Origin of the sequence: Candidatus Uabimicrobium amorphum, from assembly GCF_009002475.1 — a bacterium.
Classification (GTDB): Bacteria; Planctomycetota; Uabimicrobiia; order Uabimicrobiales; family Uabimicrobiaceae; genus Uabimicrobium; species Uabimicrobium amorphum.
On the sequence record NZ_AP019860.1, the window covers coordinates 5,136,483 to 5,160,787 of the forward strand.

Here is a 24,305-nt window from a genome sequence, read left to right on the forward strand (position 1 = left end):
GTCTTTTATTGAATGACACTTACTTATTAAGTCACCGTGATCCTGACCGTGACCCTGACCGAAAAACTACTTAATTTTACGCAAAATGCGAAATCCTAAGTCATCCCAGCAATTGTCCGCACGATTTGACGTACGGCACGCAGAACGGCAATCTTGAGCAAAAGACCAATAACTTCCGCCGCGTCGTGAGCGCGTGCTACTCTCTGTCTTTAACGAACTACCATCTACAGGAGTCTTATGGTAGTTTTCACTCCAGCAGTCCCCACACCATTCCCAAACGTTACCAATCATATCACTCAATCCCCACATATTGGGTTTTTTCTGACCGACTAAATGCGGGGTATTTTTTTTCTTGTTTGCCGAATACCAAGCATATTCGCCTATTTTGCTTTTGTCTTCGCCCCAATAATAGTTGGTGGTTGTTCCTGCGCGACAGGCATATTCCCATTGTGCTTCGCTAGGAAAACGAAATTCTTTGCCAATAACCGCAAAGAATTCTTCTTGAATTTTTTTCCAACTAATGTAAGAGGCGGCACTTCCTGGAAATTCTTCTCCGTACTTTTTCCCTTGCCACGGTTTATTACCTGTAACACTGTACCACTGATGTTGGGTGATCGGATACTTTGCCATCCAAAAAGGACGATCAATGGTTACTTTATGTGTAGGCTTTTCATTGTCGTGTTCTTCTCCACCCATAAAAAAAATACCTGGAGGAACTAACATCATTGCGACACGGATCTCTCCGGCGACAAAAATTTGTTCTGTCGCATATCCATGTTGCTGTGCATACCATCTTTGGTATTGCTGTGCATATCTTTTTTGTTTGGCCACGGCAAGACTTTTCCAACTACTATGGGTGAAATTAAAGTATTCGTGTTGTTCTTGCCAACATTCGTTCCAAAGTGTAGTGGCAAAAGGTGCTTTGGTTCTGCGTTTAGTGGCAATGCTTTTGAAACTCAGCTTTGCTGTTTCAAAAAGAGAAACCTCTTTTTTCTTATGCAAGGCGATCTTGTCGGTTTCTTCGATGACTTGTTGACGATGGCGTTCGAAGGCACTTTTCTCTTTTTCAAATTGCACTCGTTGTGCCTCTAGTTTTTTGCGAAAATCTTGTTCTTTGGCACGAAAGTTTTTTTCCATCTGTTGTTTGCGATGTTTAAGTTCTTTTTCGACATCTTCTAAAGCGATTTGTTTTTCTTGTACCTGTTTGTTCTTGCGTTCTAAGTCTTTTTTTTGTTTTTCGATAATGGCGACTTTTTGCTCTAGTTGCGTTTGTTTTTGGGCGAGTTCTTGTTCTCGTTGTTCTAGTAATTCTTGTAAGTTCTGTTGTCTGACGACCAATTCCGAGAGTTTTTTTCCGCGGCTATCTAATTTTTCTTTTAACTCAGTAAGCTCTTTCTCTTGTTCTTGTTGCTGGCGTTGGGCGTCTTTTTTCATACGTTTTGCACTACGCTTATTTGGGCTGACGAAATCTTGTAAAGCTTCACTCATTTCTTCGGCATTTTGGAAACGATTTTCTGGTTCGTAAGCGAGAGCTTTTTCAATAAATGTATCAATGGCTTCTGGCAAGTCGGGGCGTAGTTCCCGAGGTAAGCTAAACCGTCCTATTGGCATTTTCTCGGTGAGCATTTCATAACAAATAACTCCGACAGAGTAAAGATCAATGCGGCGATCTATCTTACCGTTCTCTTGTATTTCAGGAGCGATGTAGTTGTAGGTTCCCATAATGCGACTTGTATAGGTCAACTGTGTGTTATTTTGAATGCGCGAAATACCAAAGTCGCAAATTTTTACCTGGTAGTAGGGGGCACTCTTGCATAATAGGATGTTGTCGGGTTTGATGTCGCAGTGTACGGTTAGTTTATGTGCACACTCTAGACCCTCAAGGACATTGACCAAAATATCGGCGATTTGTTCAAGCGGAATGTCTCCCTTGGTATGTTGCTCTTTCATCCATTCGCGAAGATTTTGTCCCTGGACATACTCCATCGTAAAAAAATCTAGTGACTCAAATGTGCCCAAGTCGTAAGTGCGCAGTACATTTTGATGGAAAATTTTTCGCGAAATGGCGACTTCTTTGCGAAAACGTTTTTTCGCTTCTTCATCACCTAAAAATTTAGGAAGGAGCACCTTCAATGCGATGAGCTCATTGTCGAGAATGTGATCTTTGACCAAATAAACAGCACCCATTCCACCAGCGCCAATAAGCTCGATACACTCGTAGCGATCGGCAATGATAAATCCCGGCGAAAACTTTAGTTGACTAAGGTCTTCGTTGGCTAGATCTTTGCGCGTCATTAAAATAGACAAATCTTTTACTTTAGGCATAAGAACTTCCTAATCTTCTTCTAAACATATCGTCATTTTTTGTTTGCCGATGGTGATGGTTTCTCCTGCAACTAAAGGTCGAGGTTGTTTGTTGACAAAAAGTGACTTCAGAAAATTTTTCTTGGTAAAAGCACGCATAAAAATATGGTTTTGCTGTGCGAGAAATTCACCGGCAACTTCTGGTATATTTTCGCGAATGCGAATGGGCACTTCTACACCCGATCCAAAATTTGCGCGGTGGAAAATCACCACAAATTCTTCATGGTTGTGTGGGTTATTTACATATTGTAGACGCATACATTCTAATTGTTTACTTTTATTATGCCATAAATTCACTTTGAGTTGCAACCGTCCTATCTTTAGTGTATCTCCATCCAACATACAATGCTTGATACCGTCCTCAATTTTTTTATCTTCGTTGACCACCGTAATGTTGTGTTTTTCTGTCTGCGCTAGTTTCTCTAACCATATCTTATTGTCCTCTAATGTTAGCTGACAATGTTTGCGGCTGATAAAGTTTGTCATTTCTTTGTTCGGATTTCCATGAGTATTTGTATGGTAAATTTGAATGTCACAGCTTGAGGATCTTCCAATGATAACGGATTTTTTATGCACAAAATAAACATAACGGACGTTTTTGCTATCCTGTAATTGCAGGTAGCATACATTGAACTTTCGCGGTATAGGATATGGTTTGCGTGCACGAAGAATTTTTTTGGTAATCACCAACGCGAAAGCTAAAAATAATAATGTGATACTACCAATAATAATTGTCTTTGTGGAAAAAAGAGGAGGACGAATCTCAATCCACATGGTCGCTGTCGTGTGTTTGTGTAAAGACTTATGAGCAACATTTTTGATTTGCGCTGTTACCTTTATGGGCGTAATCGTTTTTTTTAATCCCGCAACGAAAAATAAATTGTTTCCATCATTGTTGATCTCTCCCCATTGTGGCTCACTAATGTGCCATGCTATTTCAAGCGGATGAAAAACTTTCTCTTGCAAGCCCTTAATTTTCCAAGTGAGGCGTATTTTTTCTTTGTGATCAAGTGTAATTGTTTCATTACTTTGTAGTATTCGCTCGGGCCACTCTAGTATTTGAACCTGTGCGGATACAAATGAAATCACATTGAGGTGTGCGATCATTTGTGGCACACTTTTCGAATGCACTTTCACCAGAGTGTTACACGGTGAACTCTTGGCAATGACATGACCATTGCGGATTTCGACAACATTTGTGTCGTATTCCCACACTAACTCCGACTGTAAGGCGTCTACACCTAAAACTTGTTGTTCATTGTAAACAGTTTGCAATTCGAGTTTGGATTCTTGCTGTGGTGAAACCACTACGTATGGCGTTGCGAAAGTTATTTTTTTTAATTGTCTTATTTCCAAAGGAATGACGGCGGACTTGACGCGCTTTTGAGTTACCGAAGTGGTATAGCACGCTTGCAGGTCAATACGTCCAAACTTATTTGCTGCGAGTAAAAAATCTCCTTTGACGCTACTACTTATCTCCCAATCGTCAGGTTTCCACGTTATATTGTCGCGGACGGTAATTTCATCTTCCCATGCATCAAAGCCATATACATATAGAGCGATAGAACGCATTTTTTCGCCTATGTACACCGTGTGGTCGCGATGTGAAATATCTACTTCCAATTTTAACGGCGGATTGGGCGATATATTTTGTTTGGTAAACGCGACGTTGCGCATTTGCATGGATTTATCTATGGCCTCTTGGTCTAGCTCTTTGCTGCTTTTTAGCTCTTGCGGGCGATCTATGACTAGGCGTACTTTATTACCTGGTTGAACTTGCTCATTGTGCGCAGAAAAATATGCTTTGCATTGTTCTCTTTTAAGAGCAGAGGAAAGTACTTCCGCGAATCCTAGGCTTTTACCCGAAGCATCCATCACGTCGAGTTTGTCATTGGCACTGACAGAATGAAAAGAGCCGATATCCACGGTTATACTTTCGCTGTTCACGGCGAGAATCGTTCCGTATAGTGGAACATCTAGGTAATTAGAAGCGACACGAGCGGCCTCTTGATATGCTTTTTTTAAAACAACAAGTCCTGTTTTTTCGCCGGGATCATAAGCGATGGCGTGTACCCCTAAAAAGTCGCGTTTTAAAACAGTTTGTTGTTGCTCTACATCATATACAAATAAGGTTAGCACTACCTTTCCTAGTAGTGATTTACGTGGATGGCTGTTTTGGGCTTCTACATAGTAGTAGTTGTAAGATGCTACACGTGCGATACCAAAGTAACGCGCTTTGTCGTTATTTTTAACATCAATATAAGGAATGTTGGCATTCAGTTGTTGCTGTAGTATTGGCACACCCTGTTTTTCAAGAAAACGGTTAAACGCTGGAAAATTCGTCGCCGCTTCCACAGTTCGCAATAGTACCTTTGGCTTAGGAGTAGTTTGCGCATTTACTAGGATAATACTGAAACTCAAACTTAAAAAAAATACGATCCTTAGCATCCTATGCCTCACATTTAAACAGAATTTACATTGACGAAAACAAAAGTCATAGTACAATACATAAGGGCATTACAAGTGGATTTTTCCATGATACCCACCGTGTTTTTTCCTCTAAATAATTTGCCAAAACTGCTACATATTATATAGGAAAGTAAAAAGATATGCCATCGAAAAACATTGCAAATATAAGTGCGCAAAAACTAGAACAAGCAAATAAACAATGGCAAAAAATTGCTAATGGCGAACACAACCCATTTAGTGGATTTAACCTAAAAGATGCAGGTAGCAAACTACCTACTGAAAATTTTATGGAAGAAATCAACTACATTGTAAAAAACGAGCTTAGTTCGTGTTTGTCCGACTTTGCATATGGAAGTAACCGTAGCAGTCAATGGATCTTTTTGGTTGGGGAAAAAGGTGCTGGAAAAACACAGTTACTCAATTGGTTACAGGTAGAAGCGACCAAATACGAAGCTCTATATCTCGGAACAAAACCTTTTCCTGGGCGCAAAGCGGTTGACTATTATTTGATGCGTCAAATATTTGACTCTCTAATATCATTTTCCTTCCCTCAAAAAAGAGTATGCGCTCTAAAAACGATATGTACAAATGTTTTGCGTAATACTATGCTAGAACTTTTGCAAGACGATGGTTTTTCTTCCACAAAATTGTCGACAGATATTCCACAAGATGAGTTGCGTAAGAAAGCAAAAAGCAGTGGGGATTTTGCATATTTACTTGGAGAATTGCCGCAAGACACTCTGATCGTCGAAGCGGTGAAGAAGTCATCTCTGAACGTGGAAGAACTCGATTGGTTTGAGAAGTTCTTGCGCATGGGACTCTCCGAAAATATTAGTGAAAGTGTCGTCAATGAAATTTTTAGCAACAATAATGATCTTGTTGCCATAAAGAAGGCTCTTTTATACCTTATCTCTAAGGGAGATCGAACCATTTGTATTGGTTTAGATAAATTTGAAGAAACGTTTACCATTTTTCATAAAATTTATCCGACAAATAAAATTCAAAGTCTCATCAAAGAGCTTTTTGTCGACATTAGCGAGCTTATTGAAAGCTCGAATAATTTGGTGTTGGTTTTTACCTGTCGCCAAGATCATTGGACGGGGAAACATGGTGTCATTAACATCGTTCCCAAAAAAATTATTGGAAAAATTCGCCACCTATTTACCCTGCGCAAACCATCGTTTAAAGAGGTGTGTATGCTCGCGACCAATACACTAAATCGCTTTTGGATGAAGCACCTCTTTACGCCGCCGCGGCATGAAGAACTTATGTTTCCATTTTTGCAACGCGAAGTTCACGGGATTTGGGAGTACAGTTCCAGTATAGGCTATATTTTTAGCTACTTGGAGCAATTGTTTGCCAAATGTAAAAAACGCGCCTGTGAAGGGGAGACCGTAGAAGACGTTCTCCATCGCGCGCAAAAAGTAATTGAAACCAGCAAAAGACAGAAAGTAAAAATGCGTGAGACAATGCGCATTGGCCAGCAGAAAATTATACGTCAACAAAATACACTGCGCAAAATGAGCGCTAAGCTGGAAAGTTTGCAAAAACAAATAGATAAAGCCGATACACCTGATCCGGTATTGAAGACCATATATGCCAAATTAGAAAGTACGGTAAACGAGTTTGCTGAACACGCACAAAAATGGATTGACGATAATATCGAAATGCATGCGCAGTTCCAGGAACAAAGCTCGTTACTTGCAAAGCGCGAAGAGGAAATCAATCAAAAAGAACAACGCATTGCGCTGCAAAATAAACTACTTCTAGAACGCGAGCAAGATTTTAAAAAGCAAGAAAAAATTCTCAGTGTACATGGCATTAAGGTGGAAACCGACAAAAACAAAAAACAACGTGTTACCAAACGTATCGATACAATCATCAAAAATAAAGTGATTCACAGTGAAGATATCCGGCAGTTGATGGAAAAATGCGGTTATGTCATGAGCAAAGATAAAACCAAAAATGACATCAACCAACTCATCATGCTCATTGATCACGAGGAAATTTTAACTTTGTTGGAAAGTATTTGTACTCTTTCACAACTGCGTGAACTATGTACCAAAAATAATCTATCGGCAAATGGAAATGCCAAAGATTTGATTCTGCGTTTACTAAAAGAAAGTTAAGTTTTTTAACGATGCCACGTGCAAAATTTTTTGTAAATCTACCTTTCGTGCTGTATTTGTATCCTACAGTATCTCTGTTACTGATGAAGTCGCAAGTACACACGATATTAGGGGATTAGATAAGAGTATCGTTTTCATATTGGTGCCTTCACCATCGCCTTGTAGATTTCAGCTTCGCTGAAAACAACAAGTCTCATGCCTCTCCACAGGCGTAATGCATCTTAATTTGTTTTTATTGTTCTCTTTGATGCTATCACAGAAACAAAGATGAATTGCGATAGTCTTTTGGGGTTTTTCCTACCAGCTTGTGAAATGCCTTATAAAATGAGCTGAGCGAATTATATCCTGCATTTAACGAAACCTCTAGCACTGAATCTTCGGTAGTTACGAGATCAATTGTTGCCGCAAAAATACGACGCATGCATATATACTCACTAATATTGATATGCAGTTCGCGTTTGCAAATGCGTTCTAAATTGCGTTTAGACGTTGTTGCGACAGTTGCCAAATCATCTAGAAGTATGACCTCGTGATAATTTTCATCGATGTAATTGAGGGCTTTTGCAAGACGCGAATCATTGCTTTTGGGAAGCGAAATCGGCAATAGTTGTTTTTTGTGCTCCAAAAAAATGTGCAACAGTAATTTTAGCGCCGTTTTGCCAGTGACGCTCTCCACCGAAGAATCCCGGGAAATTTCTCGCAATAGTTGGTGAAATAAACGCGACGTTTGAAATACAATGACCTGTTGTGGAAGTTGATTTGTATTATATCCGCTTAATTGACAAAACGTTTCATCGCAAAAATACACCGTATCAAATTGCGTATTAATTCCCTGGGCTTGGTGAAATAACCCCTTTGGCACAAAAGCCGCGTTTTCCCCACACAACATATTTTGCCGGTAGTCATCGGCAAAAAGGAGTACTCCTTTGCGTACCGTCAATATCTGATGTGTGCTGTGTTTGTGGCGCTGGCTGTGCGCGTCGTCCATAACCCCACGATAACTTTTTATTTCCATAAGTTTGTCCATCGCATACTAGCAAATTCCTATACAATGTGATTATTTGTCGTTTTGAAGCAATAAATTGTCTTTTGTGCTGAAGAATGCCAAAAGAATATACGTTAGAATAGGAGCATAATCAATGGAAATCAACTTTAAAGGAATAAAAAATGAAATGGTTAATAACAACACTTGTCATTTTCAGCAGCGTTTTGTATAGCGAAACAAGTATTTATGTTTTCGAAAGTGATGCTAGCGGCTTTAATACCAAAAGTTTTTTTTATGACAATGGCGAAGAAGTCATCGCTTTCGGTGGTCAGTTTACACCGCAAATTGCGCAGCAGGCGATTGATTTTTTGCGCACAAAAACCACAAATCCGATTTCGTATTTGGTGATCACCCATCCCAATCCCGACAAATTCAATGGCGCAACTGTATTTCAGGCAGAGGGTGTACAAGTGATTTGCTCACAAAGTACCGCCATGGCAATACCTGAAGTGCATGGCTATAAGAAATACTACTTTGTGCACATTGCCAAAATGTTCACCGAGGAAACATATCCGCAAATGCCGACTGTCGATATTGTTTTTGAGAAAACGTTAGAGATATATTTAGCGAACGGGGAAAAGCTAGTTTTAGAAGAGCGCGACAAACCAGGAGTAAGTTCTACACAAACATTGGGGTGCTTTCCAAAAACAAAGGCGCTATTTGTAGGAGATTTAGTCCATCATAAAGCCCACGCATGGCTAGAAGGTGGCATTGTCCATCAACAAGCGCAGGCAACGATCTCTTTGTGGATCGAACACCTACACTACATTGCGCAAAGTTACGCAGACTACACTGTATACGGTGGACGCGGTGAAGCGGTAAACGCTGTAGCTGCCGCTAAACAGCAAATACGTTATCTGCAAACCGCACAACAAATTACTCGTGACTACATTGTGAGTTTGGGGAACAGTAAGGGGGAATTACAAGGAGAGAAAGCCGGTGTGCACCACAAGAAAATAGAAGAGTTGCTGGTGAAATCTTTTCCCAACTACAAAATAAATTACATGGTGCGTTTTGGGATTTATGGTTTGATTAATGCTTTGCTGAAATGAGATGCAACCGCACAACATAAATCAATCTTTAACAAAGTGCGTTGTAGGGGCGGACCTTGTGTCCGCCCGATAGTGTAAATGAAGACAGACGTTCGTTCTACGATAGTCTATTTGTTTTTGATATACCACACAAGTTTTTCCGCGACAATTTCCGCTATTTTTTTGCATCCTAGTGGTGTGGGATGCACATGGTCGAAAAAATAATCAGGTTGTCCAGATAACGATGTCAGGTCGATTACCGATTTGGCGGCAAATTCTTTATCAATGGTGTTGTATATGGCTTCAAAAGCTCGTATGTGTGCGTCGTAATTAAATCCATGGTATTCACAGCGGCATTTGGTGCGATGTTGTGGGAGAGTATTTGTGGAGATCAATGTCGCTTGTTTGGCGACGAAAAGTTTTGCGTCGATTACCGAGCATGTTTCGCGTATTAATTTAAAATTTGTCTGTAAAATAGATAAGCCTTTGTGGTTGAAGTCGGTTTGCAATTCTTGTTCTGCCACCTGTCCGATTTCGCCGTTGATGAGCGTGGAAAATTGAAAACGTATTCTGATGAGCAATTGCGAGTATTTGACGAAATGATCTACCCAATGCGGCTCATATAGTTTGACGACTTTGTGGATATCTTGAAATTTCCACGAACTATTTTTTAAAACACGCCACTGGTGAATATTTTCCGCTTGTGCGAAGTACTGCATTTCATTCCACGCGTGATTCATCACTACGATATCTGGAGAGAAGTGCCGTAAACGACTCCATAGACGCCCGTAAGATTCAAATGTTGAATATCCGGCGCAGGAGCCATTGATAAAATCGATTTTTTTTGTCGGTAGACGTTTACGTAGAAGATCTATTGTTTGCCATGGCCAAGTGTCGGTATCTTGAAGATTATGTCCTGTTCCCGCAGTGGAAGAGCCTCCGAGGAATAAAATACGTATTGTTCCTTGTGGTTTTTTTGCGCTGATGGGTGGTGTAGAGAAAAAACCGTGGTCGTTTACTGTTTTGTTGGTGAGTTTGCCAAATGTGTATCTTTGTCCTGGCTGCGGTGAAAAAGCGCAAAAGGCGTCGATAAATGCCCACTGTTTATTTGGATTACTAACTCCAGGTTTTTTTCCGGTGAATTGATCTAAGTCAACGTAGTCTTTTGCAATACGTAAGTAAATTTCTAGTATCAAAAAAACAACACTGCAAAGTACCAAAGTGGCAACACTAGCGAAAATTATTTTTTTGCGAGGAGAAATTTTCATCGATTTCATTACTTCGAAATAGTTTATCTGTGAATTTGGTAAACGCATTCTTTCATAAAAGACAAGCGTTTTTGAAACATTGGCAACAACTGTAGAACGTCTCTTTCGTCTAGTTTGTCAATAGTTTCGTGATCATGATATAAGTCTTTTACCATATCGTGTGTAATGGAAAATGGAGGACCAGACATTTGTTGTTGGTCGTATTCATAAGTGATGAGTAATATACGCATGCAGTTTGGGGTGATTTTTTTTAAGTACTCCACATATTTTTTGCGTATATCTATTGGTAAGGCTACCAATGCCGCACGATCAAAAACTATTTCTACTTCTGAAAGAATGGGTAAATCAAAAAAATTATTACAATAGAGTTGGTAATGTTCATTGTGGAAGAGATGTAAATTTTCTTTACGTTCTACGGTATGTTCAATTTCATTTTCGCCGAAAAAGTCGCGAATAGCAGTTTCATTGAATTCGACACCTATCACACGATGTTGTTGTTCGCGAAGCCATACCATATCTTTGGTTTTGCCACACAGCGGCACAAATACGTTGCGGTGGTTATTTTCCCAATATTTTTCTAAAAAAGCAGATACTTCGCTTTGGTGAAATCCAATGCGGTTGTCGCGCCACATTTCATGCCAGTGATTGTCGGAAGGGTGTTGTGTCATCGTTTTATCTTATGAAAGAGAATAAGTAAGGCCGCCAAAAACGGCAAGAGCAACAAATACAGCACCTATCGTTGTATAGTAGCGTTTGCGTTGCATGATACCAAGAGCACTTTGTATATTGACATAGAGCATAATAAAAGCCGTCATAAAAGCAGTCATTACAATTCCTAACCCCAGTGAATATAAAATGCCTGGAAGATTTTCTGACTGTGATTTTGTGGCCATTTTAAATAGAACATAGCTAATGAACATTCCAATGAGTAGTGGCAACAACAGTGTACCTGTGACAATTGTTGCATCACGCCACGTAGCTTTGCCAAAACGCATGCATACTAGCGAAAGGAAAGCCACAAGGGCAAGAATTGTCGCGCTATTGACAATGAGGCCTCTTTGGAAACCGGACATCTTTTCTTTGGGTTGCTCTTCGCTACTAAAAAGACCGGAAACACCATCCCACCACGAAGACTGCTCGGCAGTGGTATTGTTTTGTAGATATTGATCTAGGGCTTGCCCACCGTTTTGCCATACATCCATCATCTGTTGCAAGTCGGTGATACTTTTGAAGGCTTCTTGTAAACCTGTGGAAGCAAAAACAATCCACGCACCGATTACGATAAGAGCCGGGAGTAGTAAATTGTTTTTTGATGAATATTTTACATTGTCATCTATGGAGTTGAGAGCAAATTGTGCGAAGGAGGCACTGTTTTTTTTGACATTTTTGTTCACTGTTTTTTTCATTAGTGACCCACCTCTAAACGATCTGCTAAACGATTGTCGAGCTTTGGTAATTTGCGAATTTTTTCTTGGGTTTGTGACCAATCGTAAGGAATGCGATGATAACAAATTTGTTTACCATCAAAGGTAACATAGCATGAACGGTTGTCGCGGTCGCGAGGTTGCCCCACAGAGCCGACATTACAAATGATTTTTTGTCCTTTGTTCACTTCCCAAATGTAGTCAAATCTGTGTAAGGGAATCCATTCACTCTTGTCGGTAATAATGCCTGGTTTATGAGAGTGTCCGACAAAACAAAATTGATCTACACATGAGAAAATCTCTGCAATTTTTTCGGGAATTTCTCCAAAAATGTCCTGGGTATCGTCTTCTAGAATGTACTCCTGGGTCGGACAGCGTGGAGATCCGTGTACAAACAACATATTGTTTTCGCGAAACATTAAAGGTAAATTTTGTAGTAGATGCCATTGTTTTTTTGTGTTAGGTAGACTATAAAACTGAGGTTTCATTACCTCTCTTGTCCAGTCCATTGCGTCTTTCGCCATTGCACTAACACCATAGGCTCCGTCAACAACGCCTTCTTCGTGATTACCTCTTATGATAATTTCAAAACGACGAGTGGCAATATTGAAGCACTCGATTGGATTAGGACCATAACCAATCACATCTCCTAAACAATATATTGTGTCCACACCGCGATTTTCGATATCATCAAGAACAGCGGTCAAGGCTTCAATGTTACCGTGAATATCTGAAACAATGGCTATCTTTTTCATAATTTTAATCTTCCAAACAAAGCGAACCGTTCTAGGATATAGTCTGTTGTGTAGATTGTGTTACACTGAATTGTGGTAGACGGATCACACAGACGGTGGTTTATGGTTTGTAGCAAAATTACACAACTTATCCTATCATTGTAATATACACAATCACCGCGATTATTCAAGCTTTCATCTGAAAAAGTTTTGTAATAGGGCATGTAGTCTATTTACACCCTATTACAACAAAAAGAACGGTTATTTGGCCATCTTGCGTGTGTAAGTACCGACAAACACTGTCATGAGAAATAAACCTAGAAAACCTTCTATGGCGACTAAGTACTTAATCCAGTGATCAAAAGATGGTGAAATTCCTTCTGTCCCCAATGTCACAAAATTCATGGCACTAATGTACAAAGCTTGCATAAAGGAGATACCGTTTGTGGTATCTCCTAAGCTGGGATCTACAACAAAAAATTGTCCAAAGCTCCAAAAAATACTGGTGAACACAAAAATTAAAAAACCAGCGAGAATGGTGACGTTAATAGGCTTTGTTCCATAACCACAACCTAAATCAAAGAACAACCAATTGCAGAACAATTTAAATTTGGTTAGGGGGTTGATGCTTTTGTGAGCCTTGCGTTCTGCTTTGCGAAAGTTGTAGTACGCCCATTCACTATTTTCATGCTCTCCCCAGTAGTCAAAGCAACGGCGTAACATTACGTAGACTTCTTTGGCTTTGTGAAATTCTTTTTCGCGGTGCGAGGCTATTTTTCCTTCGATTTGTGAACGTTTGAGGAGCAAAATGTTCGGATTCGACGCGTAGAGTACCACGTCTTCGTTGAAAACACATTCGGTACAGTTTAGGCGCATGTGAAAGACTGTTTGCCCCAGATTTACTCGTTTTCCGAAATAACTACCGATCAAATGTAGGTCATGATGAAAAACACTACGGGTAAATTTTATTTCTCCTTGGCATTTACTTTCTTGTATGTAGAAAGATGATAGGGCTTCTACGCCGGAAAAATCCATGTCTCCGGCGCATTCCATCCAACTAAAGTATTGACTTTCTTTGCAGACAATTCCGCGAAAAATACCTTCATCTCCGAGCTTGACGCGATGAAAGTAACCCTTGCTATCCATGGTGACTTTTTTCAGGCTAAATTTTCCGGCGCATTCCATGTCTTCGAAGCGCGCAAAACCTGTAAATGTAGCATTCTCAAATGTTACATTACTTTCAAATTTTACTTTGCGAAACAAAAAAGTTTGTAGAAAATATACTTTTTTAAAGTTGGCTTTGTCAGAAAATACCGACTGTTCGAAAGTGGTCACATGATGGAAATTGGTTGCCTCAAAGCGGCATGTCTCTTTAAAGTGTGTTTTGGCGAAAGAAGATTTGTCTAAAAGACGTGCTTTGGCAAAAGTAACTCTTTTTTCAAATATCGATTCGTCAAACGTGGTGACTTTTTCAAAAATAGCGCTCTTTGCGTGCAGCACATCTTGGAAGGTACACTTTAAGAAATTCACATCGTTTTCGTATACCGTCTGCCCGGCTTCCTTGTGTTCTTCTTTGTCTAGGTTCAAAGACACTTCGCCTTGAAAAGTGACGTTATTGAATGTGATTGGTTTTTTGAAAATGCAGTTTTGCAATGTCATTTTTGCAATGGTACAGTTTTCGATTTGAATTTCGCGGTTGATGGTTTCACTGTTGATGTGAACTTCGTCAATTGCGCAGTTTTCTAGTTTTTTACCTGCTTTTATATCTTCGAGAAACTGTTTTTGTGATATTTTTGTGTACTCTTCCATATTCGTTGCGCGGTACCGCGCCCTCCTTCACAATTATTTTTTTTACAAAGATTCATTATCGTTTTATAATTAAGGTATGACTTCTGTTATAGCAAAAAATGTTTGCCATACAAACAAATTCTACAAGGTCACATATATCTGTATGGGCTTGGGGATCAAATATCCACGATTATATTGAATTAAAGTTTTATAAGTCTGTAAAGTTTTACGAAGATTTAACGAAGAATGTTGGATGGGAATTGTATTGAAGTTGGAAAACCACACAATTTTTTCTGTTTGTCAAGGGCATTTGAGATGAAAATAGTTGGTCATTACCGTCTTATATCTGAAATTGGACAAGGAAGCATGGGGCGTGTTTTTCTTGCGGAAGATATGAGAGATAGCCGCCAAGTTGCTTTAAAAGCAATGTTGGGAGAAACAAACTCTCTACAGGAAAAGCGTTTTTTGCGTGAAGTCCAAGCCATGAGCAGATTGTCACATCCGAATATCATTCAGATTTACGAAGTGAATAAAGAGAATAATCGTTATTATTTTACGATGCCGTATATCGAAGGCGAAATGCTGTCAGAACTGATCGCGATGAAGCGCCTCACCACTTCGCGGATTATTGAAATCACGACAAAGATAGCACGCGCAATTCACTACGCACACGAAAATGATTTGCTGCACCGCGATTTGAAACCTTCGAATATTATGGTCAACAAACAAGGTGAACCTATCGTCATGGATTTTGGTTTGGCAAAACAATTCCGCGATACGACGAAACTGTCACAAACAGGTGAAATTTTGGGAACACCAGCATATATGTCTCCTGAACAAGCGCGCAGCAATCAAAAAATTGACGGACAAACAGATGTATATTCTTTGGGGATTTGTTTTTACGAAATGCTCACCGGACGCGTGCCATTCTCTGGAACGAAATGGCAAATTCTCGCACAACTCATACACAAAAAACCCGCACCTCCGCGACAGCTCAATCCACAAATACACGAAACACTAGAGTTGATATGTCTCAAGGCAATTGAAAAGCAAAAGCACTTGCGCTTTGCCACCGCCGAAGAATTCGCCGAGGAGTTACAACGTTTTGGCGAAGGAAAATCTTCGCACATAAAAAAACGTTTTGCGGCCTCTTTTATTGCATGGATGGGGAAATATCATTTGCCGGTCATGGGAGCTTTACTCATCTTTGTTACAATTGTATGTTTTATTTTGTTCTACGAGCGTGTTAGCCAAAATCCCAATCACGGCCAACAGATGTACAAAATTACATTTTCTGAAAGTGGTGACCTACCATCAAAAAAAGATTCTCTGACAATACATGGAAAGGCAAAACCAGGCAGTTCCTTGCATCGTATATTTGTGAATGGTCGCGAATACACATTGGAAAACCAACAACAATTTACCAAGGAAGTACCCATTCTGTATGGAAAGAAAACTGTTGAGGTAATTACGTTGTCCCGAGACCATCGCTGGAGTAGATTTACCTGTGAAATAACGCGTCATGCTCCGCAAAACCAAGCATTTATTTTTGGTGACATGACAAACAATAGGCGTGTACATTCCCAAAACGTAAGACAATTACAACCAGAACGGAAATTTGAGTTAGGAAGATATGAGTCTGCAGGGGCAGCGGTTGTGTGCGAAGATATCCTCTATTTTGCTTTACGACGTGGTGGCCTACAGGCATGGAAAACCAACGACGGAACAGAGTTGTGGACTTTCTCAACGAACCACGAGGTAAGGGCAACTCCGGCAGTAATGAATGGTCGTGTTTACTTTAGTGACTATCAAAAGTTATATTGTTTAGATATGTACAGTGGAGTTGAGCAGTGGCACTTTGAGATCAATAGTCCTTCACGCTCTATTATGGTAGATGAAGAAACCGTTTTTGTTGGTTGTCGCAACGGAAAATTCTTTGCGATAGCGATTGATGGAGGAATGTTGCGTTGGAAAAAAGATGTGGTACCAAAAGATAGTAAACCACATCGAGGAAGACGTAGTCCCTACGATTTTCGTGGGAATTCCGCTTTATACAAAGACATGGTGATCGCCACGTGCAGTAATAAAATGGTCTATTGTTGGAAGAAAAATACCGGACGCGAGGTTTGGGCTTTTCGCAGTGAAAGTGGGGTGCGTACCGCACCTGTTGTGGTGGGACGCACCATCTACTTTGGCTCTAACAGTGGCAGGATGTACGGAATCGATGTTGGAAACAAGCAACAAAAATGGCAATTTAAGGTGCGAAATGGAGTCGAAACCACACCTCTCATTTATAAGAATACGATATATTTTGGTTGTGAGGGGGGGTATGTCTATGCTGTGGATTTACAACGTCTAAAATTAAAATGGGAACAAAAGGTCGACAGCGAAATAGCTTCGCCTGTTATCGTGGGAGATCGATTGTATTGTGGCTCTAAATTAGGTGAGCTATACGCATTCGATCTTAGCAATGGGAATATTGTATATCAACAGAAATGTGTAGATGAGATTGATAGAGCGCCATTTGTATACCAAAACAAGATGTTTGTCACTGGCGAGGAGATTTTAAAAACGTTTATCCTGAAATAAAAAAATCCCACCGAAGTGGGATTTTGTGTTTATTCATAACGATAAACTGTTTGTATCGTTTATTCTGAGGATTACTCTTGCTCGTCAAAGTTTTCGCAAACAAAAGCAAAGTTTGTTGAATGCATTGGTTTTCCACCTTCTGCGACCAAACCAAGCTCTAGTTCTTCACCACTCTTTAGACCAAATCCAACTCTGTAGAAATGTTGTCCGTTGAAAGAGATGCCAAATTCTGGGCGAAGAGTAATACCGTTAACTTTCAATACAATGTCCTTGAATTTTTGGTTAACAATAAGAAGTTTGATTTGTGGGTGATAACCTTTTGGGCTAACATTGTAAGAATCAGAATGTACACATCCTGTATCATCAGTTGTTTGATCGAACTCAACTCTGTATGCATTACTGTCGTTGATGATGCTCCAGTTACTGGAAGCACTTAAGGCGTTTACACTGTTTCTTGATTGGAAAGTAGCATTTCCCACCATGTCAACATCCAAAGATAGGTGTACAGTTTGGTTTTTTGGACCCTTAGCAACAGAAACCTTCATGTTGCTTTGAGAAATACCATCAACTGTATAAATTTCACCAGCACGTACTTCTTGACGAAAACATGCCGCGTTATCTAACTTTATTTTGATAACGCAGTTGTGGCTTGCCATGATATTGTTGACGCGAATACTTGCATCTTTTTCTGCAATCACAGCTCTGCTGTAGTGTGCTGCACCTGCTTTGTTTGTATGCATAGACAGACTGAAAAGTTCGTCGAACTTTCCAAGCTTCCACTGTACGGTACAGTTTACGGTTGAACCTGCAACACCATCGGTGATTGTTAGGCTCATTTCACTTGTTTTAACATTGATAGGGAATCTTTCACCTGCTTGTACTTTACCTTCGAAGAAAACTTCGCGAGTACGCGCAGAAAAAAGTTTTACTGCACAATCTTGGTCAACGCTACCGTCAACAAGAAGAATGCTCCACCCAAAGTCGCTGTTATCGGTATTGCTACCTTTTGCGTCTAAAACTACCTCAAACTTTTCCTCTGCTGCAAAAGGGCATACAGCCATTACAAAGGCTAAGCTAAGTAATATTATATATTTCAATTTATAAACTCCTAACATTTTGATTGTTTGTTAGTTACATTCTACATTGATGTTATTTTTGAATAAACAAAAATAATACCAATGAGATATACTTTTTCAAAAAAAAGATAATAACTATTAAGTTTTGTTTAAAATCCCTGTACTGAAGGACCTACTCGAGTTGAACTTGGAGACACAGCACCATACAAGCCCACTGCAAAAGTAATGTTCCATTCATCTTCAAAATCGTTACTTTGATGCCATGTGTGGACAAAACTCAAAATAGCAAATTCGAAAAATGTAATTTGTCCCCCCATTTGCAGAGCGGCGCCATGAGCGTCTGCCCCTAAAAATTCTCCATATCCATACTCGATACCAGCAATCGATTCTATGGCGATACCCGATTGATCTCCTATCGCTTCCCAACCAAAAGGTATATTGATTAAGCGTGATGAAAAGTATGCACCTAGATAAGTAACATCGAGAGTTTCATCTTCTGGGTCAATGTTTCCTATATTACCGAGATTGACGTCAACAACATTGGTCAAATCTTGAACCTTATCATCGAGTTGATCATTTGCACCAAGGATTGTGAGATCTACATTGGCGGAGGAATTACGTCTCTCACTATTGAGATTGATGTTAGAATACAAAAAGAGACTGACAATATTGAAGTAGTTTCTCTCAAAAAGTTTACGTATCTCAAATGAGACGTACAAACTGTGATCGCGTTGGTTAAAATTGTAGTTCTGTAGGTTTAGGTCAAAAAGAGCACCATTGAAGTCGCTGTCTTGAACACGAATATCTTCTATGGAAGCCCGTAAGTTGGAAAGTAGGTAACCTATTTCGAAGGTGAATTGTACGCCAATTTGTGGGAAACTTCCTAAAACCGAAAAGTTGAAGGCTTGGTAATTTAAGAATACATCGATGTCTTGAGCCTCTAAGTCTGCAATAACACCTCCAAAATCCTCATCATTAACGTTGTTTGTCGGTTCGTAAAAATTTTGCAAAGTTCCCACGTAAGAAAATCCAAAAGCAATTGAGTAGGTTTGGTAGTCTAACAAAAAAGGACGGAATGCAACATAACCTGTAATAGCTCTAGAGTCTCCATCTTTCTCATGTCGTGTTCCAAAAACACCAATAACAGCGTTACCAGCAGAACTTGGGTCGGTCCAACCCCCCTGTCTCGCGATGGCATAATCGTATCCATAGTGAGACTTCTCCCAAGCCCATTTAAAAACAGAGTCGTTATTTCCCTGAGAACTAATTTGTTCTAAACCATAGTCCTGTGTTGTCAATGTGTCTTCTTGCGCTTCTGGAGTGTAGTATTCTATATCTTGGGTATACGTACTCACACTAGCAAAAATAAATAATAAACACAGATAAAACAATCTCATCTAAATCACTCCCTTAGTTACAATCCTTACAGCATAAACCTATGCTAGTTTGCCATCACAAACTAATTTTTTAAGTTGTAACTGCTATTTTCTATCAATAAAATTTCACACGTCGTAGACTCGTTGTATTTTTAGTTTGGTCATAGTCAAAAATAGAGCAAAAAATGTGCCATCTTTATAGTGTGCGGTAGTCACAAGACCTTACAACGAGAGTACGATACTCATGGTTCTGTCTTTAAACCAAGTGTGTTCGTAAGCTTGTTGAAACCTATTTGGTTATTTTTTCGTTGACTAGTGCTTGGGCTTGAAATTTTATTAAATTTTTTAATAAAATTTCGCAAGTTATCTTACATAACTAAAAATGAATGCTTACGAACAAATAGTTATTTAAGTATATTTAAGTTTTTATTTTAACTAATAATTCTTGAGTTGCAATAAAATTATACTAGCAGGCACTGTATCATTGATTCTAACGTTATTTAAAATGATAGCTCATGAGAAAAAACAAAATATTCAGTATTTACGATGAAAAGGTAAAACAAAATTTGTTGTTATCCATTTTCTGTTACAAAATGTAATCGATTGTAAAAATACGCAACACAAAGCGGACAATATTTGTTTTTTGTGTGAACTCTTGTGGGGAGTCATGTATAATCAGAGGAACAGTAACATGGGACATATTATTTACAGGAGTATAAAAATATGAAAATAGCTATAATCTTGGGTATTTCTTGTTTGATATTTATCGGCTGTGTAACAGAAGAAGTTCACCACGAGCCGCATGTGGATCCGTACCCTTCAGATCCATATCCTTCAGATCCCGATCCAAACCCATATCCTTCAGATCCCGATCCAAATCCATACCCGACAGATCCCGAACCATATCCGCCACATAACGAAACTCCCTCAGAGCAGTCTGGTAAAGAGTTTTTCAATGAGGACAACAATAGCAGTTATAAAGAAGACAACCACAATCATAACCACAACAGTGGTAATGATTTCGAACAAGGCAACGACTATGTCGATAACGATTCTAGCGAAGAAAAAACCGCAGACGATTGGTTAGGCGATGATGGACGTGTTGAGGAAGAAGTTAGTGGCAAGGATGCGTTTGACAATGGTAGTGAAGATTTGTCCGAACCGGCAAAAGACAGCGGTCCTACAGATCCTATTGATGATTTTATGGACGATGGTCGCGTAGAAGAAGAAACAAGCGGCGACGATTTTTTTGATTCCGATTATTAAAAAAAACGGACACTACAAATGTAGGGGCGGACCTTGCGTCCGCCCCATCCTTCAATCACGGATGAACAACCCACAGTGACAACCAACAAATCGCAAGTCATACCAATTTATTCAGGAAATAATCATGAACGAAATCACGGGACCTAAGGGACGTTTTATTAGTGGTAATTTTCGCGATATACACAAAGATATGTTTGCTTTTTTTGATAAATGTATCGCTGAGCATGGAGATATATTCAAATTTCGGGCGTTTCATGTAAAGTGTTATGTGGTGAATAGGCCAGAGTATATCGAAGAATTGTTGGTGAAAAATCATACCCGGGTTCGCAAACCTTGGGATTTAAGGCAGCTTAGGATACTTCTTGGTAAAGGCCTGCTAACAAATGAAGGGCAACCGTGGCTAAAGCAAAGACGTGCCTCGCAGCCGTCTTTCCAAAAAAAGCGCATTGCGGAATATGCAAAAATCATGGCGAAACATATCGAAAAGCACGTAGACACTTGGGAAGATGGTGAAGAACTCGATATACATCAAAAGATGATGGACGTGGCTCTGTATATTGCCGGAGAAACATTATTTGGTACTATTGTGGACGATATTGAAAATATCGAACGTTTGCTCGATTTAGCCATGAATCAATTTGGAAAAATGATCAGCGGGGGTGTTCCTTTGCCTCTGTGGTTTCCGACACCGCTCAATTTGCGGATGATATGGATGACGTATAAGTTCGACTTTGCGATTATGGATATGATACGCGAACGCAAGAAAAATCCACAACAGGCCAATGATCTTTTGTCAGACCTTATCAACATCAAATACGAAGATGGCTCGCCGATTAGTGATAAACAAGTCCGTGACGAAATCATCACTCTAATTGCCGCGGGGCACGAAACGACAGCAATTTCGTTGTCGTGGACATTGTATCTACTTGCGCAACATCCAGAGGTAAAGGAAAAGCTATTTGCGGAAGTGGATGAGGTTTTGGCAGGACGCTTGCCTCGGGCGAGTGATATGCAAAACCTTACATATACAGTAAAGGTAATGAAGGAATCGATGCGTTTTTATCCTCCTGCTTGGGGTCTTGGTCGCGAAGTGACGGAGGACATTGAAATCGCCGGGCAAAAAATCGCAAAAAATTCGCAAGTATTTGTTTTGATGTATTTTTTACATCGCGATCCACGCTTTTATGAAAACCCCCATGAGTTTTACCCCGAAAGATGGACCCCTGAGTTTGAGAAACAATTGCACCGTTACGCATACCTTCCTTTCGGAGGCGGACCGCGTCTGTGCATTGGTAATCACTTTGCGATGATGGAAACGACTTTGTTGCTGGCGCACATGATGCAAAAATGCGATTTTGAACTTGTTAAAGATCATGCGGTTGTCATGCATCCTTCGGTCACTCTTCGTCCCAAAAATGGGATACGCATGATCGTTCATAAAAGAAAGTAGGTCCTACTTGCGTTTTACTTTTTGGTATATGATGAGACCTATCGCAGCTATAGCACCAATAATGGCAAGAAAAAATAGTACGATAAACTTTGGTCTACGTGAGGTGACGGCATCTATCTGGTAGTTTAGATCGTCGTATTTCTCTTGTAGTTGTTGCTGCTTTTCTTGATGTTCCTGTCGGTCTCGTGGTGGTGTAAGCTCATTGGTATTTAGCTCCATGCGAACACCAATTCTTTTTTGTACTAAGCCGTTGGCTTCATCTCTTATTTGTGTGAGGTTGTAAAAAGCAAAAACTCCAATGACACAACTCACAACGAATATAATCATATTTTTTTGCATACATTTTCCTTAAATTTTTTTAGATTACTTTTGTAAATACCAACGTACGGTTTTGTCTATTGCCGTAATAAAGTCATGTTGTTGTGACCATCCTAATTCGCTTTTAAGTTTGTCACAGTTGACGGCATAGCGCAAATCATGTCCCTTACGATCGGTGACGAACGTTATTAAATTCTTGTAGGCATCTTTATTTTTCTTTTCGATTTTGGCAACTGTTTCGCACAGAAGCTCCACAAGTTGTATATTCTGCCACTCGTTTTCCCCTCCAACATTGTAAGTTTCCCCACGTTTTCCTCGTTGTAAAATAGCCCATATCGCACTACAGTGATCTTCTACATACAACCAGTCGCGTACATTTTTTCCCTGCCCGTAAACCGGAATATTTTTGCCTGTTTTGATACAGTTGATCACTACAGGAATGAGTTTTTCGGGAAATTGATATGGGCCAAAGTTATTAGAACAATTGGATAAGGTAATGGGAAGTTTGTAAGTATGGAAGTAAGCGTTCACTAGGTGATCAGAGGCGGCTTTCGATGCGGAGTATGGATTTCTTGGGTTGTAGGCGGTTGTTTCATAAAAGTAGCCTTTATCTCCCAAACTACCATAAACCTCGTCGGTACTCACATGGTGAAATAGCACATCTTGGCGTTCTGCCCATATCTCTCGGGCGATTTCCAAAAGTATCGATGTGCCAACAATGTTGGTTTCAATAAAATTTTTCGGGCCATAAATAGATCTATCTACGTGAGATTCTGCGGCAAAATGAACAACCGTATCGATTTGGTATTTTTGAAAAACATCCTTGACCATTTGATAATCACATATGTCGTGGTGTTTGAAAAAATAGCGCTGGGGGTACTTTGCCGCAATGTCCGATAAGTGATTTTGATTTCCCGCATATGTCAACTTATCGATATTGATAATGCGTCCTGCAAAGTCGGTATTTTCAAAGATGTAGCGAATGAAATTACAACCAATAAAACCCGCTCCTCCGGTTACCAATATATTATGTCTTGTCATGTTTGATTACCTTTAGTAAGTACTTACCATATCCGCTGGCAATGAGAGGCGAGGCAATTTCTTTTACTTGTTCTGCGGAGATCCAACTGTTTTGATAGGCAACTTCTTCTATACAAGCAATTTTTAGTCCCTGGCGTTCTTCTATGGTGCGGATAAAATTAGAGGCATCTAGCATTGTTTGAAAACTCCCGGTGTCCAGCCAGGCAAAGCCGCGACCAAGTATGTTGACATTGAGTTGCTTTTCTTGGAGGTAGCGATCGTTAATTTCGGCAATTTCTAGTTCACCTCGCGCAGAAGGTTTTAGAGATTTTGCAATTTCAATCACGCGATTGTCGTAAAAATACAGTCCGGCGACCACAACGTTGGATTTCGGATTTTGTGGTTTTTCTACGATACTACTTGGTTGACCATTTTCATCAAAATTAATAACGCCATAACGTTCTGGATTGGGGACGTTGTAGCCAAAAACAGTTGCCCCCGATTCAGGAGTTTTTTGCAACATTTCTCCTAGCCCTTCGCCATAGAAAATATTGTCGCCAAGAATAAGACAAACTCGATCGCTACCGATGAACTTTTCGCCGATGATAAAAGCTTCGGCGATGCCATTGGGTTGCGGTTGGGGGGCATAACTAATATTTAGTCCTAGAGAGCTACCATCTTGAAATAAATTGCGAAATACCGGTATATCTTGAGGGTTACCAATAATTAAAATTTCTCTGATTTTCGCCAACATCAAAATGGACAAGGGGTAATAAATCATTGGTTTGTCGTAAATGGGCATGAGTTGTTTACATACGGCTTTTGTCGCAGGATACAGTCTGGTTCCTTTACCTCCTGCAAGAATGATGCCTTTCATCAAACGTCCTTTTTTTGTTGAACGATAATTTTATATCGTTACAATAGAGTTTTGAACTATACCAGTCTTTAATTTTACTAA

At 39.8% G+C, this 24,305-nt stretch carries 18 protein-coding genes; 5 read left to right on the forward strand and 13 right to left on the reverse strand.

Going from position 1 to position 24,305, the window contains the following annotated elements:
- Nucleotides 1-66 precede the first annotated feature (66 nt).
- Together UABAM_RS18570 and UABAM_RS18575 are read right to left on the reverse strand one after the other, a co-directional pair.
- Nucleotides 67-2,325 carry a protein kinase domain-containing protein gene (locus tag UABAM_RS18570; protein WP_151969504.1) on the reverse strand — a complete coding sequence of 753 codons (2,259 nt, stop codon included), beginning with the start codon at nt 2,323-2,325 and terminating at the stop codon, nt 67-69.
- 9 nt (nt 2,326-2,334) lie between these two features.
- Complete coding sequence (locus UABAM_RS18575; RefSeq protein WP_151969505.1) at nt 2,335-4,812, reverse strand: FHA domain-containing protein; 2,478 nt, start codon at nt 4,810-4,812, stop codon at nt 2,335-2,337.
- Nucleotides 4,813-4,973: 161 nt separating this feature from the next.
- On the opposite strand from UABAM_RS18575, the gene UABAM_RS18580 reads away from it, so the two are divergent.
- Nucleotides 4,974-6,962: an SAP domain-containing protein gene (locus UABAM_RS18580; protein ID WP_151969506.1), complete on the forward strand. Its 1,989-nt coding sequence runs from the start codon at nt 4,974-4,976 to the stop codon at nt 6,960-6,962.
- 253 nt (nt 6,963-7,215) lie between these two features.
- Here the strand turns inward: UABAM_RS18580 and UABAM_RS18585 are convergent, their stop codons facing one another.
- Nucleotides 7,216-7,977, reverse strand: a complete 762-nt coding sequence (locus UABAM_RS18585; protein ID WP_173013409.1) for a helix-turn-helix domain-containing protein — start codon at nt 7,975-7,977, stop codon at nt 7,216-7,218.
- Nucleotides 7,978-8,129: 152 nt separating this feature from the next.
- Between UABAM_RS18585 and UABAM_RS18590 the strand changes: the two genes are divergently transcribed.
- Nucleotides 8,130-9,059, forward strand: a complete 930-nt coding sequence (locus UABAM_RS18590) for an MBL fold metallo-hydrolase (protein WP_151969508.1) — start codon at nt 8,130-8,132, stop codon at nt 9,057-9,059.
- Nucleotides 9,060-9,166: 107 nt separating this feature from the next.
- Here UABAM_RS18590 and UABAM_RS18595 read toward each other — a convergent pair whose 3' ends face one another.
- From UABAM_RS18595 to UABAM_RS18615, 5 genes are all read right to left on the reverse strand, one after another.
- Nucleotides 9,167-10,306, reverse strand: coding sequence for an SGNH/GDSL hydrolase family protein (locus UABAM_RS18595; RefSeq protein WP_151969509.1), 1,140 nt, complete (start codon nt 10,304-10,306; stop codon nt 9,167-9,169).
- 23 nt (nt 10,307-10,329) lie between these two features.
- Nucleotides 10,330-10,974 carry a thiopurine S-methyltransferase gene (gene tmpT / locus UABAM_RS18600; protein WP_151969510.1) on the reverse strand — a complete coding sequence of 215 codons (645 nt, stop codon included), beginning with the start codon at nt 10,972-10,974 and terminating at the stop codon, nt 10,330-10,332.
- A 9-nt stretch (nt 10,975-10,983) separates the two neighbouring features.
- Nucleotides 10,984-11,712 carry a hypothetical protein gene (locus UABAM_RS18605; protein WP_151969511.1) on the reverse strand — a complete coding sequence of 243 codons (729 nt, stop codon included), beginning with the start codon at nt 11,710-11,712 and terminating at the stop codon, nt 10,984-10,986.
- The gene (locus tag UABAM_RS18610) at nt 11,712-12,485 is read right to left on the reverse strand and encodes a metallophosphoesterase family protein (RefSeq protein ID WP_151969512.1); all 774 of its coding nucleotides are present in this window, start codon (nt 12,483-12,485) and stop codon (nt 11,712-11,714) included. Before UABAM_RS18610 ends, UABAM_RS18605 begins: the two co-directional genes overlap by 1 nt.
- A 240-nt stretch (nt 12,486-12,725) precedes the next feature.
- A complete protein-coding gene (locus UABAM_RS18615) occupies nt 12,726-14,273 on the reverse strand; it encodes a hypothetical protein (RefSeq protein ID WP_151969513.1) in 1,548 nt (515 codons plus the stop codon).
- Between the two features lie 294 nt (nt 14,274-14,567).
- Between UABAM_RS18615 and UABAM_RS18620 the strand changes: the two genes are divergently transcribed.
- Nucleotides 14,568-16,841 (forward strand): serine/threonine-protein kinase, encoded by a 2,274-nt coding sequence (locus UABAM_RS18620; RefSeq protein ID WP_173013410.1) that lies wholly within the window; start codon nt 14,568-14,570, stop codon nt 16,839-16,841.
- Nucleotides 16,842-16,912: 71 nt separating this feature from the next.
- Here the strand turns inward: UABAM_RS18620 and UABAM_RS18625 are convergent, their stop codons facing one another.
- Both UABAM_RS18625 and UABAM_RS18630 read right to left on the reverse strand, forming a co-directional pair.
- Entirely contained in the window at nt 16,913-17,938 is a 1,026-nt protein-coding gene (locus UABAM_RS18625; protein WP_151969515.1) for a hypothetical protein, read from the reverse strand.
- 128 nt (nt 17,939-18,066) lie between these two features.
- Entirely contained in the window at nt 18,067-19,314 is a 1,248-nt protein-coding gene (locus UABAM_RS18630) for a hypothetical protein (RefSeq protein WP_151969516.1), read from the reverse strand.
- Nucleotides 19,315-20,016: 702 nt separating this feature from the next.
- Here UABAM_RS18630 and UABAM_RS18635 point away from each other — a divergent pair.
- Both UABAM_RS18635 and UABAM_RS18640 read left to right on the forward strand, forming a co-directional pair.
- Nucleotides 20,017-20,559: a hypothetical protein gene (locus UABAM_RS18635; protein ID WP_151969517.1), complete on the forward strand. Its 543-nt coding sequence runs from the start codon at nt 20,017-20,019 to the stop codon at nt 20,557-20,559.
- 124 nt (nt 20,560-20,683) lie between these two features.
- Entirely contained in the window at nt 20,684-22,009 is a 1,326-nt protein-coding gene (locus UABAM_RS18640) for a cytochrome P450 (protein ID WP_151969518.1), read from the forward strand.
- 3 nt (nt 22,010-22,012) lie between these two features.
- Here the strand turns inward: UABAM_RS18640 and UABAM_RS18645 are convergent, their stop codons facing one another.
- From UABAM_RS18645 to rfbA, 3 genes are read right to left on the reverse strand one after another with little or no spacing between them, the layout of a single operon-like run.
- On the reverse strand, nt 22,013-22,348 hold the full coding sequence (locus UABAM_RS18645; protein WP_151969519.1) for a hypothetical protein: 336 nt from the start codon (nt 22,346-22,348) through the stop codon (nt 22,013-22,015).
- A 24-nt stretch (nt 22,349-22,372) separates the two neighbouring features.
- Nucleotides 22,373-23,368: a dTDP-glucose 4,6-dehydratase gene (gene rfbB / locus UABAM_RS18650; protein WP_151969520.1), complete on the reverse strand. Its 996-nt coding sequence runs from the start codon at nt 23,366-23,368 to the stop codon at nt 22,373-22,375.
- Complete coding sequence (rfbA, locus tag UABAM_RS18655) at nt 23,355-24,224, reverse strand: glucose-1-phosphate thymidylyltransferase RfbA (RefSeq protein WP_151969521.1); 870 nt, start codon at nt 24,222-24,224, stop codon at nt 23,355-23,357. Before rfbA ends, rfbB begins: the two co-directional genes overlap by 14 nt.
- Nucleotides 24,225-24,305: the final 81 nt, after the last annotated feature.